Below are 15597 nucleotides of genomic sequence, written 5' to 3'. Positions count from 1 at the left end.
TTAGATACTTGATAGAGTACGGAATATACCCTTCACAAGGAGGGACTGAGCTCTATATCTCTGACGCTGCTTCGCCCCCGTCCAGAAGAATGTCGGAGTGACATGCCCCCGATACTTTCCTGCCTGAGTGTAGCGATCGGCGGTGCCCTGATCAATGAGATGAGCATGGTTAGCAGCCTTGCTCTCGCTATAAGGCATGCGTCCGTCCACGTAGTAGAAGCCCACGGAAAGGCTGATGCGTCCCCCTCTACTCCTTCGGGGCATACGCCTACGAAGCCCTCGAATTAGGTTGCCTCGTGGTCTATGTCCGTTTCGACTCGGAGGGCGATATAAGGCCGGGAGCGTCAAGCGGACGTCCTGCTGGTAGAGTTCTGCAGCCCGAAAGAAGGGCTCACGAAGCCTCTCAGGGCTTGGAGCGAACTTGAGCCGCTCTAGGAAGCCCTTTACCTCGGATAGACCGGTGATGCTGACAATTTCGGGCATTACTCGTCTACATATCGGGCGGTAACTTCGACCGTACGATCGGGCAGAGGCTTGAGGAGGACGATGCTGTAGATGTCAGCGCGCCAGCGGAGCCAGCGACAAGCGGTGAGGCGCCTGTCGTCTCGTACTACAAAGACAAGTGAGCTAGGGTCTACGACTTCCTGGGCCTGCAATCCATTCTTATTGAAGGTTGGACGCAATGTCTTAAGGAAGGCTCGGGTGTGAAAGGCCTCCTGTCGTTCGTCGCGTACAGCTCCAGATGCGCTCTGAATACGTACGGAGCTAATGAAGGTAATGCGGTGGGTAAAGGCTCCTGCGTTCATCGCTCTATCCTGTAAGGGCTGATGAGGGCTGGAATGGTAAAAGGGAGTTCCGTCATGCGCCCAGACCGATACCCCTCCCTATCTGCATAGAGACGAGCGACTATCATCCTCAGAGCATGTCGAAGAGCAGGGGGAAGAGTTCCATCTGATTCCTCAACTGCATAGAGCGGCCGATGGAGGAGGTTCGAGAGGAAATCTTCAGCTACATCAAGGAGCTCGACGATAAAGCCATCATCCTCATCGTGGTCTACGTTGAGGTGTTTCTTAGCTTCGGGGAGGGTTAGGTACCGGGGCATAAGGGGTACTACTTACGCTTGATGGCGGCAAATGCCTCTGGGCGGAGCACTGTGATGGAGTAATCACCGTTGAGGGTGAAGTCAATCCTATCATACACTCCGTTGTACTGAGCATAGAAGCGATCACCATTTCCGTGGTGAGCAAGCACCGCATAGGACAAGGTCCCGAAGAGGATAGCGTCCTCAGGGATATAGGTGGTAGAGATTACGGGGAGATTGTTCATGTGCCCATCTTCGAGCATCATCTTGGGGTTCCCCTTCTCTATGGGAGTCGATTTCAGCATGCAATAGGTCTTGGGGTGTACGAAGTACGCAGTACTATTGTCCACCTTGACTTCCTTTCCTAGCACTTCGGCCTCAAGGGCAACGACCTCCTTGATCGTAGGGGCGACCGAGGCAGACCACCCTGATGTGAGAGGAGTAGCATAGGGTGCTGCGAGTACGGAGCCGATGCCATTGTTGGGGGAGCTTGGGGCGGTCTTGGCAAAGAGCGCCGTGTTAAGAGTATCCCCTACGGCCTGTGCTAGGCGCTCAATGGTGATCGAGCGGAGATTGAGGTTCGTCGTACCTAGCGCCTGCATGGTGACAGGAACATACACACCGACACGCTCAGACTTGGCACTCACCTTATCGAGGCTAATAGCCTGATCGCTAAGTGCGACATTCTCTCCTGCGATGGTCGCCTTAACTCCTGCTAAGACTGGCCAAACTGGTTGTCCATGGACCCCTGTCTGGATCTTCAGCCCCACTTTGGTGTGGATGAGCTCTGCCTCGAGTGGCTGCAAGATTTCTTGGATGACAGTCGGGCGAGCCGCCTCGACTTGAGGGGAGAGTGTGGCCGCACGTGCTTCCACATCGACTGCTTGATGGGTGCTATAAGCACGACGACCAGCCTCGAGGAAGGCTTGGTTAGCCTCTGCACTATCAGTGCCTTGTATCGCTTGGAGAGCCTTCTGTGCCAGGGCATTGACACTTCGCTCTTCAAGGTCAGCAGTGAGCTGAATGAGCTCCCGCTCTTCTTCCTCAGTGAGCTTACCTGCTCTGCGGACTTCTTGTAGTTCTTTGAAGCGAGCGTGCGACTTTTGGAGCTCTTCTTGTTCTTTTGTCATAGGGAGGGGGGATAAATTTAGAGGGAAATGAGATTGGCACGCTTCAGTGCGTACTCTTCGAGGGGAGACTTCGAGCGTGGCTCTTTCTTTGGATCCTCGGAGGGCGGAAAGTCAGGGAGACTTCGAGCGTTGGCTGTGCTCTGAGGGTAGGCAGGTTGGCTGACTACAGAGACATCACCAAGAAAGGAGAAATGGTCGATATGGCGGATCCATGATCCATCACTTCTCTGTTCCCAGCGGGTGTCGCCCTTACCGACACCGAAAAGGAAGCTAGAAGCACGGAGATCCCCCCTACGTAGGAGCTCCAGAGTGTCATCTCCGAGCTGGGTCTTTGGGGCGTCGAACGAATACCGGAGACCTTTCTGGGTGATGGAAAGGGTGAGGCTACCCTCACCATGAGTACTACGGGCGAGGAGCTTGGTGCGGTCGTGCTCGTAGAGCGCGAGAACGTCAGAGGAACTAAGGAGTTCCTCTGTAACAGCACCACGGTGGACGATCTCAGTGAAGGCGCGATCCTCCCACCAGTCATAGAGGACTTCACTCTCTCTTTCGTAGACGATGGCAAGCCCCTCAATACAGCGGCTCTCACCATCACCTAAAGCAGGGCGAGTATCTAGGCCATCAAAGCTCCGGCGCTCATGCAGGATTTCTACTGGGTGGTCTATTGAAGGATCTTTAGACATACTGCTTGGGATAGTTATACACCCTTACTCCTACAGGCCCATCTTTTGGCCCCACTATTCTTCAAGAGGTATCTCTCCCTGATCTCCACGTATCTTAGGGCTGTCAATAGGGGCAATATTACAGGAGACAAAGAGGGTGTCTCCTCCATCTAGGGGTGCACGACCTTCAAATTGCCTTCCTTCATTAGGTGTCATCACACCAGACTCTACCAAAGATTTTACGTACTCGGCGCGAGTCCGTAGATCCGTTGCAAAGAGGGCAGATAGATCGAAGCGAATACGCTCAGCTTGTCGCCGGGAGCGTGGCAAGAGCTTGTCGGTGAACTCCTGCTCGATCTGTCGAAGAAAAGGCCGGAGGGTCTGGTTGAGAAAGTTGATCTGGGAGTTCTCGGCCTCCTTATAGTTGGTGCTTTGATCAGCAAAAACCATGTAAGGGTGAACTCCAAAGAATCGACAGACATCAAGGACGGAGTACTTGCGCACCTCTAGCAGTTCTGCGTCGCTGTTGCTCATACTACTCTCTATGAACTGCATTGATCCAGAAAGGCGAATGATGCGCTGGCCTGCCTGGATCTCTCGGTTCACCCTGGCTGTAATTCGGTCAGAAACGTCTTCGCTCAGTGCGCCTATTCCTTGGAGTTCATTACCACCGACAAGGAAGCCAGATTTCTGGTTCCCTGCGAGGAGCCCGTCATTGGTCTGGCGGTCAGCGTTGGCGCTGAGGCTGAGGCTAAGGGCTGCGTATCGGATAGTGGAGACACCAGTGTAGCCCCCATCTAGGCTCTTGTTCTTGAGGTGGATAATGGCATCAGCTGGAAAGTCTCCGGCGATAGCAAAGACTGGATCAGAGATATGGTAACGGTTACTTAACGGGTCGTACGATACGGCTCCTTCAGAGAGGAGAATGAGACTATCGATCTGCCCCGATCGATCGAAGCGAGGCATTAGGTAAGCGTTACCTGAAAGGAGCAGGCGTATAATCGCATTTTGAAGTAAGGTGAAGAAGTTCTGACGGTCGTTAGCCTTACCTGAGAAAAGGAGTGAGAGAGGGCTAGTTTCGTCGTAGATAAAGACCTTGCGGTCTTTCTTCTGATGCTGGAGATCGAGGGAGGCGATAGTGCCTGAGAGGATGTCCACACAGCGATAGACGGCCGCAATTGCCATAGCACTCTCTGGTGTAGAGATGGAGGAGTTGCGGCGTGGAGCGAAGTCAGCGAGGAAGTTATCCAGAGAAGAGGAACCTGAAGAACTTTGGCAGTCTTTACTACGACGGAAGAGCGAACGGAGGGATTGGAGGAGAAACATAAAATGAGGGATTAGCTGGTGAGTGGAGAAGGCATAGCGTACAGTCCTATGACTTATAGTGATTAAAGAGCCAGAAGCCCATAAGGCAGGTGATAGCACCGTCTATCTTCTCGTTGGGCGTTGCCTTGATGGGCTTACGGTTCTCGAGGCGGTCGGAGTCAATTACGGCGTTGGCGAAGCAGTAAGCGGTGATGGGATTTGGGTCGAAGGTGATCTGGTCACGGGAGAGAGCAAGCTCAAAGGAGTCTACGGCAGTGTTGAAGCTCCCATTTGTCTGAGGAATAGGTTCGAGGTTCGCCTTCCCTACCCCGGGGGTAGCGAGGAGTAGATTGGTAAACTCCAATGCCTTGTAGGGATCGTATCCGATCTTTAGGGTGGCGAAAGGCTGACTGAGGATGAGATTCACTATCTGAGCATAGTCGATGGATTCACCTTCGCAGAGGAGGAGGTGTCCTGCGTCTACCCATCGGCGATAAAGCTCCCGATTGACATGGCGATCGAGTTGCCCCCGGGGGAAGAAGTAGTATGTCACAGCGTGGAAGGGGCAGACGGTCGTCCTCCCCTCAGGGACACGACTCGGGGTATAGATGAGGAAGGTGACGGCGGAGAAGTCGTCTCGTACGGAGAGGTCCACGGCACACATAGCCCGTGATCCACGGAGAAGTTCTAGGGGGACAGAGAGAAAGGCACGCTCGATGGTGGCTCGATCCAACCACATCTCTCGTTCATCTCGAGCAAAGATGTTGAGGAGCTTGTTTCGGAAGGTCTTCATCTCTCCAGCGGTAAGCTGTGCCTTCTCGTATTCAGCGGCGTAGTACTCAGGGCGTACGGTAACTCCGAGGTGGGGCTGTACCTTCATCCAGGTATTCGGGTCGCCCTCTTCATCCAAGGCGTCAGGCTCAAAGACGTGGGCGAAGATAGCATCATTCTCCGCCTCTCCTCGAAGAATTGACTTATAAGCCTCTAGCATTTCGATAAATGGAGTATCTGACTTATCGCTGGCGGTGGTAATCACGAAGGTTAGGGGATTGCGACGGGCTCCCATAGAGCTTGTGAGTACACCCTTGAGAGCGTCCGATTCTGCCTGGGCGTACTCGTCAATGATCACGAGTGAAGCATTCAGCCCATCAAGGCGATCGGCAGCGCTGGCAAGACATCGAGAGATCGACATCTTTCCAGGCATACGATTGAATACCTGCTCACGGTTAATCTTGAAGCGACGAAGCGTGGGGTCTAGAGCCCGGAGGATCTTACTAATCACTCCAAAGCAGACCTGCGATTGCTGGTAGCTATTTGAACCGACGTAACTCTCTGCATTAGCATCTCCGTAGAGGAGATCGTAGACGGCAAGTGTGGCAATGCTAGTCGTCTTACTGAACTTACGCGGAACGAAAAGTAGCACCTCACGCACCACCCTCCGATCCGGGTCATCAGGATAATAGAACCAGAAGATATTCGTGAATTGGAAAACCTGCACTGGTGTCAGCGGGAAAAAGACCATACCCTCGGCGCTTGGGAGCCGGATATGCTCGTAAAAAGTTATAAAGTGGCGGACCTTCTCGTCCCGGAGGGTATAGCGCTCGACCTTTTGAAGAAAGCTCTCCAAGGCGAAGAGCTCATACATATTATGTAGTTCGGGACTCTTGATGCAAGCGCGAATATAGGAGGAGAGTCGCTTATCCAGCTTGTTGAAGCGAGGGTAGGGGATCTTAGTCCTTTGTAACCTTTCTACTAGCTGGGCTTTTAGCTTTTGTGCTTCGCTTGGGCTTAGTGTACTCATTGAGGGCTTCGAGGAGGATCTGATTTAGCTTATCTACTTCGTCTCCACTAGTAAACTTCGCAGTGGCGACCGTCATGTTGAGAGCTGTGAGCTTAGCACGGACTTCCTTGCTGGTCTCGATAAACATCGGCCAGGCAGGGTTCCCCTTCTTTCGTGGGTCACCCTCTCGACTTAGCTCCTCCACGATAACACCGTCTTGCATGAGGCTCTGATAAGCCATGTCACGCACCTGTAGCGCCATAGATAGATCTTCTAATAGAGGCTCAAAAGCAGCAGAGTAAGATTCGATAGCCTCTAGGCACTCACGGAGGAAAGAAATAGTCTGGTCCTTGTTCATAGCTCAATCAAAATATTAGTGAACAAGCGCTGTTCACGAAAGATATCAACCATAGTAGCCCCTTGGGCAATTCCTGCGATTGGTCCCTGAAATGGCAGGGGCTTCCCCTGTAAAGTTGAATCATACCCTTACCCCCCAAACGAATTTATCTGTCCCCACAACACCTCACACTTGCCTATTTTTCGTTCCACTCGGTTGCATTTTTTGCAACTTTGTCACCTAGCTGCCCCCGGGGATAGTTCCCTCCCCCCCAACCTTCCATGCACAGAAATACCCCCACGGGACCCTGAGACCTCACGCGTAAAAGAGGGTGCAGGGGGTGGTATGCAGGGGGCCTCCCTTTCCTAAAAAACACCCTCCCCCCCCTTGCTTAAAAATCATCGTAAGTATCTGAGAAAGAATTGATTATATTTGGTTAGTACGTATATTTTTCGTATCTTTGTAGTACAAAAGGGATGGGAAACAGAGGCAAGCGAGCCACTTGATAACGGAACTTTTGGACGGGTACAAGGAAAGTCCTAGTACCTAAGAGAAAAGGGGCAAAGCCCGAAGGCCTCACCCCTTTAACTTAAAACTCCTAATACTTCAAGTCATGCGAACGAGCATTAGTATTAGGATTAAGTTCGGGAAGTGGATCGTGACATTCACGATATCAAAGTCCTAAACTTCTTCCTTCCCCTGCTGGCAGGCATACGTTACCCCGCCTGCCATGCAGGGGCAAAGGTAGAGAAAGCAAGTCATACTAACAAATATCTACATCATTTAATAGGTGGTGGATCAGTTAGGTAATGGGAGACGAAGGAGTCTAGGGCTTCCTTGGCTCGCTCCCTCGCTACAGCTTTGCTAGATGAAGCGAGCAGTCGGTGCGCTTCTTGATGGCAAGAAGTGCAGAGTGCACGTAAGTTCCCAGGATCGAGTGCAAGAGCCTTCATCTCCTCTGGACGTCCAGCAGCGCTCTCTATGGGGCGTATATGATGGACTTCCTGTGCTGGGGTGGTGCGATCGACAAGTAGGCAATCCTCACATAGAGGATGCTGTGATAGGTATGTCAGTCTCAATCGACGCCATGCCCTGCTATTCATCAGACGGGCGTAGTCGCGTGTACGATGTCGTCTCATTCTACTTGATGGAACTTGCGAAGGGCCCAGCGCTGATAATCATCCCAATTAACGATATCTTCAGGAGGGAAGCAGAGACGAAGGAGTGTCTCGTGAAATAGGTCAAGAGGGGTCATACCGTCGGCTGTCGGTCTGGGAATACGATGAGCAAACATATCATGAAGGCGCTGATAATGGTGTTTGGTAAACCTCTCATACCATTCCTGTACCTCAGGACGAGGTTCTGGGGCGGATTTCCCCTCTATCTTATCTTCGACAGGTGCATTATCAATCCCGAACAAAAGGTGTAGTAGTGAAGCCTCCCTGCTCCCCCTCTTAGGGCGCTTCCCTAGTTCAGGTGCTTCCCAGTCACTTAGGGCGGTAAAGGCTTCTTCGATGGTCTCTTCATCCATCTCCATCCCCTTACGCTCCGCTTTTTGTAGCAAGCGCAACACCAAGAGTACAGAAGACTTGAAAAGATGGTAGTCGCTGCGAAATCCGAATACCTTACGAAGACGCCTTAACTCTTGAGCGTCATCTTCGGACACACATGTACGGAGTCTACATTGAATGGGGGGATCTGTGGGCATAAATGAGAAAGCAGAATAATGGTGTGAGTTCGACTTGAATTTTGGGTCTCAAGGTGCCACCCTCCAATTAAAGAGGGTGGGCACCTTTACTAGAGAGTAGCTTCAATAGCTCGCCTAAGTAGGCACATAGTCGAGGTACGAAGGAGATCCGCTGGTGTGATACGTAAAAGTCGCCAGCCTAGAAGTGTTGCCTCGTTATATTTCTCAATATCTCCGAGAAAGCCACGAGCACTTGTGTGTCTGCCTCCCGTCCAAACGCCACCCTCGACTTCGAGGGCGATGCGTTGGATCGGAAACGCATAGTCAAAGCGCCATAGCCTTGTCTGGTGAAATCGATACTCAGGAACGCACTCAACGCCTAGCTCCTTTGCACAAATCTGCAAGAAGATCGGAGTTCTGGGATCTGCACTAGGAGTAGGACGAGAACGGCGAGACTTACCAACGCCTTGAGGGCGGGCGGTGTCCACGATCGACATAACGAGGTGAAGATGTATCATATGTCTCTCCTCGATATTGGTACCCCTTGATAACCTCAGGGATGAGGCTCTCTTGTCGTACGGACGAGGCGGGGCGCAACAAATGATATGTGCCCTTCTCTGACATCTGTTGGATATCGATCTCACGAGATACAGCCAGCCAGTCAAGCTCCATATATTTAGCTCGAGAGATCTTAGAGCGGTAGCGGAATGTCCCCGTCAGTTCAAAGCCTCGAGCAGGAAGAGCTCCATAGAGTGCACCGAAACACTCGGCTCGATACCCAGCTAGAGTATACTGAGTGAAGGCATCCTCAGACTTACGCTCTCGATCCTTGAGTGCTACCCCATCAGCTGTGCGCACGATACTGGGAGATAGCTTTGTCAGACCTGTCCCATCGGAGAGGTGAAGAGTCTCCTCTATATCCTCATCTGTACTAGGGGTGAAGCGATAGCGTTCCTTCCGATCTGGAGCAAGATCCTGACCACGACGGCCAAGAGGGTCTGCCACCCAAAGAGCTGGTGCTTGCAGGGCTATGATACTTGGCACGCTCCATAGGTGCCACCCCTGAAAGTGCGTGGCGACGGACTGTCCACCCTGCAGCTTGTAGAACTTCGGCGACTGATAGATTGTGAGCTCTAGTCGAGTGAACGGCTTAGGAGGGAGCGGTATGTGCAGGCCTTCTCCTAGATATTCATCCTGACCGATGTTCGGATGGTTCCAGCTAGCGCCCCATTTGAGACGTCCCTCCTTACTCATAGAGCCATAAGAGAGGTAGGGGAGACGAGTCGTATTCTCACCATCACTCCACGAGAGCTCCTCTTTACGTACACTGATCCCAAGGGACTGAACTGGGTCGGAGTCCTGGTCCCCTCGAGCAACTAGAGAGAAGTAGATCCGACAGCCCGTAACCACATCTGTGAATTCTTGGATACGCGCCAGATTATCCCGAGCCTCATTTAGATACTCGGTTCGATCGTATTCTCTCCCATAGGGGCCCGTGCTTGATATGGGGATAGTGAAATGGGTCTTGTCTGTGTGCTCTTGATAGAGATCTTGCCCCATTGAGACCATCAAGGGGAGATCCAGCCGTAGACCCATCCCTTCTGTGTCGGCGACTCTTGGTACGGAGAAGCTCCATGCCTTATCCGTCAATGAACGCCCCTTCGTATCTAGTGATGAGTTTAGGTCATCCCGAACAGCCATTAGATACGCTGTGTATCCAATTAGCTTTGGCTCTGGGATGATCGTTGTAATTGCGAAGGAGTTTACACAGACATAGTGCCACCCTGCTCTATCACGGAAGGTGAGGAGCTCGATATTTCCGTTCTCATGAACGGCCCTCAGAGCCCTATTCATGTATACTCCTGTATCTGGAGCATACTCCCAGCTAGCCTCGTCTGTACGGAATATGCTCCACTCATCTACCGTGTGTTGACCATTTTGAATCGACGGAGCATCGATCCGCCCATGAATGCTCCATGGGTTCCATACCACGGTATATAGATCCCGATCTTCTCCCAGAGATAAGGCCTCTGTCTCCACCCGGTCACCTCCAGAAATGGTCCAATCAAAATTCTCTAGGCCATTCATTCGATAGCGCCAAGCAGGGATCCTGAGTCTAGTATCTGCACGAGGGACCAGCCTCCACTTCCCTGGGTTCTCCATCTTAGGGAAGGAGAATGCGGGTATAGCGTCTGACAGATGGGACTCTGTCGTTAGCGTCAGTGACCCCCGAGCGGGTAGAGCGGACAGTTCTCCATCAGCGCCTAGAGGCACTAGATCCTCAGGCACTAGATCCAGATAGGCATCTTCATTCTGCGTAGAGAAGTTATACTTCCCCTCCTCCGCACTTTGGAGTGTCGAGGGATCCGTGATGACCCAGTTTCCCTCCGCTTGCTCTATAGAGAGTGTGAAGGCTCTGAGTACACGATCTAGCGCCTCAAAGGCCGTGATTGGCTTTTCTTCATCCGAAAGGAATGGGGCTGTTTCTACGAACAGTTCATTCTTCCAATCGGTGAAGTGGTCAGCGCACCATGCCATGAGTCCTTTGACGACATAGCTCCTACCATGTTCCCGAGCAATGGAGTCGGAACTATAGATGTACGCCCATTCGGGATCGGACAGGGCGAGTGATACTAGTGAGGCGATGAACTCTGTGAGCTCCATTCGGGGAAGGAAGCCCTGCATCCGCTCATCTCCAGCCCTAAGCTCTATCCGCTTTAGCCTACCGAAGTCACAAGCCTCGAAGGCTACTAGGTAGCCTGAATGCTGACTAGCAGGCTCTCGGTAGCTCTCGGGGTCTAGGGTGCCCCGCCACCAGCCTCGCTCCCATGTATCGCTAAGATAGAGTCCGGGCTCGTCGGGGATCCGGAGTAGATCCTCTGTACTCGTGATCTGAACAGAGGATGGGAGACGTAGGAGCGCCACGGACACACTCCCTTCGGGAGATTGCATCAAGTGGCGGTAGTCAAAGTGGCGGCCTGCATCTGCCTGCTCCTCCTGAAGAAGGCTGAACGAGAGCCGCCCCTCCGCGATTGGGCTTAGAGCGCTCTCTCGCTCTATGTTCAACATTACAGGTGGGACACCGAGCCTCACCTCCTTACGGTGGGGATGATGGTGCGTTTCCTCCGCGTCTGGATAGGAGATGATGAGGATCCAGCGATGCGGTTCATCGCTGCTATCCATGAAGGTTGCGACATATTGTTTGTAATCGACCTCCTTAGGTTTGGGTATAGCCATGTTGTTGTCGTTACTTATTGGGTCTGTCGGACGGCCTTTGGTATCTGGAGGGGCGGGCGTTGGCTTGGGCATCATCCCAACCTCGGCGGTACCCCCATTCCCACCCGTGGCGTCGGCCTTCCCGATATCCTTGGGAGTAGAAGTCGCTACTCTTCGAAAAAAAAATGACTGCCAGGAAGCAGAGCCACACGGCTAGCAGGACAAGGCCTGCGATCGTTAGGAAAGACATAAGTCTTGGTGTTAGAGGGTTCTAGAGTTATCCTTCCTAGTGCAGTAGAGCCAAAGGAAGAGGGAGGGGCTCTGAAGGCCGAGGAGGATGCAGGACACCACGTTCATCCATGAGGAATGAACGAGAGTACTGAGAGCCCATAATGCAATTCCCAGGGAGAATAGGAAGATGCAGAGGATGAGGCTGACGAATGATAGGAATGACCAGTCTGTCGTTTTTTCCGGCCAGCCGTCTGTCGTTTTCTTGGACATAAGCAAGATAGGAGTTAAAGGGTTGAGACTGCCTCCGTCATCCCCCTGCACCAAGGGAGTGCAGAGTGGTAGCACCTCTACCTGATGGTGCAGGGGGCGGGAGGTATGACTAAAAAATAATTCTACCAAATAATACGACTATGGTCGTGGGGCTACGGATGTGCAGTTGCATTTCTTCCTCGAGGATCTGAAGGTGATCAGGTGACTTATCTCTTGTGGGTATCCCTAGGGACTGATTGTACGCTTAGTTTGAATTAGTACTTCTTGCCATGAAGATGCGGTCGGGTGGAGTTGTAGCGTATCTTCAGCTCGATGTGCGTCATAAGGTCGATACCGAGGTGGTCGGAGAGTTGTTCGAGGCTCTTGATGGCGTAGAGGATACCCTTATCACGAAGAAGCCCCAACCTCCAATATCCAGAGGTATCTGCCACGATGCGCAAAAGAAGATGCGTGAGTTCCTCGTCTGGGCGTGTCGTGTCGAGAACTGCAAACACTCTATTGAGGTCGCTCTCGGTTAGGAGTTCTGTCGTGCGCTTTCTCTTGAGCAACCAGCCCAGTAGGTCAAGCAAGCGGATAACGGCGTCGGATATCTCGTCTTCCACGGAGTCCTTGACCATCCGCAGGAATGCTTGTGCAAACGCTGCTCCCTTGAGGCCTCGAAGCTCCTCGATCTGCTCGAGCGTGAGCTTTGCCCACTTCCCCAAGCGGTCGGCTTCTATAGCCTCGTGAAGCTCTCCGAACGCCAGCATCAGGTGGTGACCGATGCTATGAGGAGCATCCCAAAAGCCTTTATCTTTTGCTCGTTCGTGACACTCCATGGAGAGCCTGTTAAGTGTCTCCACATTGAAAAGTCTGTTCATACTCGTTGTTGTTTAGTTACGTGTTATATCGTCTTCTTTTTATTGTTCTGATAGTGACTAGTCCCTACAGGAGCGGCGCACGGCGTCGGTCTGGATTGAGATCTTCCTCGGGAATTTCGATGAGCCCAAGGGCGCGCTTTGCTAACATGAAGTCTGGACTTTCACGTAGGAGGTACTCCTCGAGGCTCTCGCCTTCATGCATACGTCCTGTCAGCTCTAGGTAGTCGGAGACAGCAAATATGTCTATTATACTCCTACAAGATTATCCTTGATATAGATATATAGGGTGCTACGACTAACGTGCAAGCGTTTAGATATTGTGCTCTTGCTTACTCCGTTACTCAGTGCACTTCGTATATAATTTTCTTTGCCTGAGAGCTTGTGAGAAGTATTCCTGCTTCCTCTAGGTCTCCCCAGCGTCACTCCTTCGGCACGCTTGCGGGCTAGTGCCTCCTTTGTTCGTTGGCTGATGAGGTTGCGTTCGATCTCGGCAGAGAGCCCGAAGGCAAAGGCGAGGACTTTGCTCTGGATGTCGTCACCTAGGCGATAGTTATCCTTGATTGTCCAGACGCGACACTCCTTGGTCATGCAGATGTTGAGGATCTCCATGATCATAAAGAGGTTTCGCCCCAGGCGGGAGAGCTCGGAGCAGATAATGGTATCGCCCTTACCTACCTTGCGAAGTAGGCGCCCGAGCTCGCGCTTGTTGTAGGCCTTCGTACCGCTGATAGTCTCCTCGATCCAGTCGTCGATCTTCATGTCTTGCCTTTGACAGAAGTTAGTGATTTCGAAGCGCTGGTTCTCCACCGTCTGCTTGTCACTGCTAACTCGTATGTATCCGTAAATCATGTTACTTCTTTCCTGCTTCTACATTGAACTCGGCATAGTCGCCTTTATGGACGCTATTGTAGTCTTCCTTGGCCACGACAGCGGAGTATTCTTTCTGCCAAAACCATTCACCGCAGTAAAAGACTACTACATAGGTGGTATCCCGCCCATTCATACGGAGGTGCTTCCCAATGACACGCCCGATTCTGTATGGTGAGCTATTGCAAGAGGTGCAGATAGCAGTGAGTAGGAGGATGGAGATGAGATATAATCGTTTCATTGCTTATTGTTTGCCTCGTGGGTGGTGACCTCAGCTAATCTTTGTTTGCTCCAGAGGCCTTGAGGTAGCCTCTTTGTATAAGCAGCTTGGGAGACCAGAAGAGGGTACAGCTATCACCGTACCACGGCTCGCTCGTGATCTCTCTACGGCGCTCCCTTCGTATCACCTTGCTCTCCCTGATTGCTCTATAGTAGATGTCTGGGGCTTGATCCTTGAGTGCCAAGGTTATTATCGGACCCGTCCGAGGGAAGCCCTTGACAGCGTCCTCTAGCAACATCCGATCATCGAACACTCGGTGTTCGATGAGGGCTATCTCCTCTTCTGAGAGCATGAATGTCTCCCGAGACTTGGTTAGCCCCCCTCTGTTTTCTTTACCTACATGTGTATGCTTCCTGCTCATTGCTTAGCTAAGATGAACTTGTTAATGATATAGAGTTCTCTTCCTGAGGTGACCTTTGTCGTCATAGGAGCGGCGTACGGCGCCGATCAGGGCCTGCCAACTGCAAGATGTTGCACTCCTCGAGGAGGCGAGATAGGACACGCTCTCCATAGCGTGCAGGGTCTCCGATTTCAGAGAGGGTGAGGTTGGAGGTGATGATGCTGGTACGGCGGGTAGCGTCCTGCTTGTCGTATCGGTAGATGAGGAGCTCCGAGAGGACATTGCAGCGCTTGCCGTAGTGTGATCCTTCGCTCTCTGTGCCTAGATCCTGGATACAGAGCACTGGAGCATTTTGGCTGGAGATCGTACCTGTAGCGTTGTACTCGCTGACGTACTCCACCGCATGCCTATCAGCCCAAACGAAGGGCTTCCACACCTCTCTCTGGGAGGTGGTGTCGTAGATGAGATGCTCGGTAGAGAGTGCTGTGGCAAGCTGTCGAAGGAGTCGTACTAGCAGACTCTTTCCCGTACCTGTACCGCCGAGGATGAGTAGCCCACGTGTGGGATCTCCCTGTCGCTCCCTACCCTGTAGGTCTAGGGCCTTCATCTCGCTACGACCAGCGACCCAGAGGGCGGCGTTGGTGTAGGCGAAGAGGTTGTGATTGTCCAGCTTGAACTGCGGACATTGCTTGTATCCTAAGAACATGACCGCGTCTACGATGTCACTGACGTCACCCGAGGCTAAACCTTCGGGATCGGTGAAGAGGCTACGCCTGCGAGCCAAAGGGCGGACATTGGTTGTCTCCATTGCAGATAGCAGGGCGCGTAACAGTTGGTTATCCATTTCTTGATAGTAGTGATGATTATGGTTGGGAGGAGGCCTGCTTGTAGAAGTCTTCGATCGTCATGTTATTGACTCTATCCATGAGCGCCTGCTGCTCGGGAGTGATGGGTGGAGGGGCTACCTCCTGCCAAGCGGCGTTAGTGTAGTGGGTGGCAGTCGAGGCAGAGGATGAGGCCCGCGCCTTGGGCTCGTCATCATCATAGTTGCCCGCCTCGATCTTCTCGAGATTAGCTAGCTTCGTCAGCCAAGCATACTTGAAGAGGTTCTTTTTGCCACGCAGGAAGGTAGAGGCGCAAGCTCGGCGCAGAGCCTTCCCCAATCGATCCCGGAAGCCTCCTCCGCCCCAAGCGTCGGTCAGCTCTTTGGCTTGATAGAAGATATTGCTGTCGTAGAGTGGTGGTGCTGGTAGGATAGGGTACTCATTGCGCACCTCCTCGTAGATGGAGAGGATGGGAGTAAGGATACCATTACTTGGAGACTCCTCATAGGCGCTCTCTCTATATCCCATCTTATTCAGATCTTGGGCGGGCGCATTTTCTGCCTCCCTTTTCCCCTTTTCCTTCTCTTTCTTTTTAGGGGCTTTTAGCCCCCCTATATTCCCCCCACGACCTTCCTCTACCTTGGTCGCAACCTTACTTGTACCTTCCTCTGAACCTTCCTCTACCTTGGTCGCAACCTTACTTGTACCTTCCTCTGAACCTTCCTCT

19 protein-coding genes are annotated in these 15597 nt (G+C 52.3%); 1 reads left to right on the top strand and 18 read right to left on the bottom strand.

Features of this window, described 5'->3' with window-relative positions:
* From QZ170_RS04000 to QZ170_RS09115, 9 genes are all read right to left on the bottom strand, one after another.
* Nucleotides 1-483: a hypothetical protein gene (locus QZ170_RS04000; protein ID WP_297177472.1), complete on the bottom strand. Its 483-nt coding sequence runs from the start codon at nucleotides 481-483 to the stop codon at nucleotides 1-3.
* Nucleotides 483-806, bottom strand: coding sequence for a head-tail adaptor protein (locus tag QZ170_RS03995; RefSeq protein WP_297177469.1), 324 nt, complete (start codon nucleotides 804-806; stop codon nucleotides 483-485). Before QZ170_RS03995 ends, QZ170_RS04000 begins: the two co-directional genes overlap by 1 nt.
* A complete protein-coding gene (locus QZ170_RS03990; protein WP_297177466.1) occupies nucleotides 803-1102 on the bottom strand; it encodes a head-tail connector protein in 300 nt (99 codons plus the stop codon). Before QZ170_RS03990 ends, QZ170_RS03995 begins: the two co-directional genes overlap by 4 nt.
* Nucleotides 1103-1110: 8 nt before the next feature.
* The gene (locus QZ170_RS03985) at nucleotides 1111-2211 is read right to left on the bottom strand and encodes a phage major capsid protein (protein ID WP_297177462.1); all 1101 of its coding nucleotides are present in this window, start codon (nucleotides 2209-2211) and stop codon (nucleotides 1111-1113) included.
* Between the two features lie 17 nt (nucleotides 2212-2228).
* A complete protein-coding gene (locus QZ170_RS03980; protein ID WP_297177459.1) occupies nucleotides 2229-2894 on the bottom strand; it encodes an HK97 family phage prohead protease in 666 nt (221 codons plus the stop codon).
* A gap of 54 nt (nucleotides 2895-2948) precedes the next feature.
* Nucleotides 2949-4199, bottom strand: a complete 1251-nt coding sequence (locus QZ170_RS03975; RefSeq protein WP_297177456.1) for a phage portal protein — start codon at nucleotides 4197-4199, stop codon at nucleotides 2949-2951.
* A 46-nt stretch (nucleotides 4200-4245) separates the two neighbouring features.
* Nucleotides 4246-5676 (bottom strand): terminase TerL endonuclease subunit, encoded by a 1431-nt coding sequence (locus QZ170_RS03970; RefSeq protein WP_297177454.1) that lies wholly within the window; start codon nucleotides 5674-5676, stop codon nucleotides 4246-4248.
* A 232-nt stretch (nucleotides 5677-5908) separates the two neighbouring features.
* On the bottom strand, nucleotides 5909-6316 hold the full coding sequence (locus QZ170_RS03965; RefSeq protein WP_297177451.1) for a hypothetical protein: 408 nt from the start codon (nucleotides 6314-6316) through the stop codon (nucleotides 5909-5911).
* 758 nt (nucleotides 6317-7074) lie between these two features.
* Nucleotides 7075-7398 (bottom strand): HNH endonuclease signature motif containing protein, encoded by a 324-nt coding sequence (locus QZ170_RS09115; protein WP_365299922.1) that lies wholly within the window; start codon nucleotides 7396-7398, stop codon nucleotides 7075-7077.
* Nucleotides 7399-7577: 179 nt separating this feature from the next.
* Between QZ170_RS09115 and QZ170_RS03955 the strand changes: the two genes are divergently transcribed.
* Nucleotides 7578-7724 (top strand): hypothetical protein, encoded by a 147-nt coding sequence (locus QZ170_RS03955; RefSeq protein ID WP_297177445.1) that lies wholly within the window; start codon nucleotides 7578-7580, stop codon nucleotides 7722-7724.
* Between the two features lie 714 nt (nucleotides 7725-8438).
* On the opposite strand, the gene QZ170_RS03950 is transcribed toward QZ170_RS03955, so the two are convergent.
* From QZ170_RS03950 to QZ170_RS03910, 9 genes are all read right to left on the bottom strand, one after another.
* Nucleotides 8439-11219 carry a hypothetical protein gene (locus tag QZ170_RS03950; RefSeq protein WP_297177441.1) on the bottom strand — a complete coding sequence of 927 codons (2781 nt, stop codon included), beginning with the start codon at nucleotides 11217-11219 and terminating at the stop codon, nucleotides 8439-8441.
* Between the two features lie 10 nt (nucleotides 11220-11229).
* The gene (locus QZ170_RS03945; RefSeq protein ID WP_297177439.1) at nucleotides 11230-11448 is read right to left on the bottom strand and encodes a hypothetical protein; all 219 of its coding nucleotides are present in this window, start codon (nucleotides 11446-11448) and stop codon (nucleotides 11230-11232) included.
* A gap of 11 nt (nucleotides 11449-11459) precedes the next feature.
* Nucleotides 11460-11699, bottom strand: a complete 240-nt coding sequence (locus QZ170_RS03940) for a hypothetical protein (RefSeq protein WP_297177435.1) — start codon at nucleotides 11697-11699, stop codon at nucleotides 11460-11462.
* A gap of 254 nt (nucleotides 11700-11953) precedes the next feature.
* Entirely contained in the window at nucleotides 11954-12559 is a 606-nt protein-coding gene (locus QZ170_RS03935) for a hypothetical protein (protein WP_297177433.1), read from the bottom strand.
* A 246-nt stretch (nucleotides 12560-12805) separates the two neighbouring features.
* On the bottom strand, nucleotides 12806-13408 hold the full coding sequence (locus tag QZ170_RS03930) for a master DNA invertase Mpi family serine-type recombinase (protein WP_297177430.1): 603 nt from the start codon (nucleotides 13406-13408) through the stop codon (nucleotides 12806-12808).
* A gap of 1 nt (nucleotide 13409) precedes the next feature.
* Nucleotides 13410-13667, bottom strand: a complete 258-nt coding sequence (locus QZ170_RS03925) for a hypothetical protein (RefSeq protein ID WP_297177427.1) — start codon at nucleotides 13665-13667, stop codon at nucleotides 13410-13412.
* A gap of 34 nt (nucleotides 13668-13701) precedes the next feature.
* Entirely contained in the window at nucleotides 13702-14067 is a 366-nt protein-coding gene (locus QZ170_RS03920) for a hypothetical protein (RefSeq protein WP_297177424.1), read from the bottom strand.
* Between the two features lie 61 nt (nucleotides 14068-14128).
* The gene (locus QZ170_RS03915; RefSeq protein WP_297177422.1) at nucleotides 14129-14854 is read right to left on the bottom strand and encodes a hypothetical protein; all 726 of its coding nucleotides are present in this window, start codon (nucleotides 14852-14854) and stop codon (nucleotides 14129-14131) included.
* 55 nt (nucleotides 14855-14909) lie between these two features.
* The coding region (locus QZ170_RS03910) for a hypothetical protein (RefSeq protein ID WP_297177419.1) at nucleotides 14910-15597 on the bottom strand (688 nt) is incomplete at its 5' end.

The sequence above is a fragment of the uncultured Porphyromonas sp. genome, assembly GCF_905372525.1.
In the GTDB taxonomy this organism is placed as follows: Bacteria; Bacteroidota; Bacteroidia; order Bacteroidales; family Porphyromonadaceae; genus Porphyromonas.
The sequence above is the reverse complement of the archived record's forward strand: the minus strand, read 5'-3'. Positions and strand labels throughout refer to the sequence as shown.